Source organism: Paraburkholderia phenoliruptrix (assembly GCF_019511605.1).
GTDB classification, from domain to species: Bacteria; Pseudomonadota; Gammaproteobacteria; order Burkholderiales; family Burkholderiaceae; genus Paraburkholderia; species Paraburkholderia phenoliruptrix_A.
The window spans coordinates 1-262 of the sequence record NZ_JAEUAV010000087.1 but is presented as its reverse complement, the minus strand read 5'-3'; the positions used below and the strand labels follow the sequence as shown (position 1 = coordinate 262).

Below are 262 nucleotides of genomic sequence, written 5' to 3'. Positions count from 1 at the left end.
GCTAAAACAGTCAGGAGGTTGGCTTAGAAGCAGCCATCCTTTAAAGAAAGCGTAATAGCTCACTGATCGAGTCGTCCTGCGCGGAAGATGTAACGGGGCTAAGCCATATACCGAAGCTGCGGATGCACATTTATGTGCATGGTAGGAGAGCGTTCCGTAAGCCTGCGAAGGTGCACTGGAAAGTGTGCTGGAGGTATCGGAAGTGCGAATGCTGACATGAGTAGCGATAAAGGGGGTGAAAGGCCCCCTCGCCGTAAGCCCA

1 rRNA gene is annotated in these 262 nt (G+C 52.7%); it reads left to right on the top strand.

Features of this window, described 5'->3' with window-relative positions:
* A 23S ribosomal RNA gene (locus tag JNB89_RS31475) occupies positions 1–262 on the top strand; the annotation flags it as partial.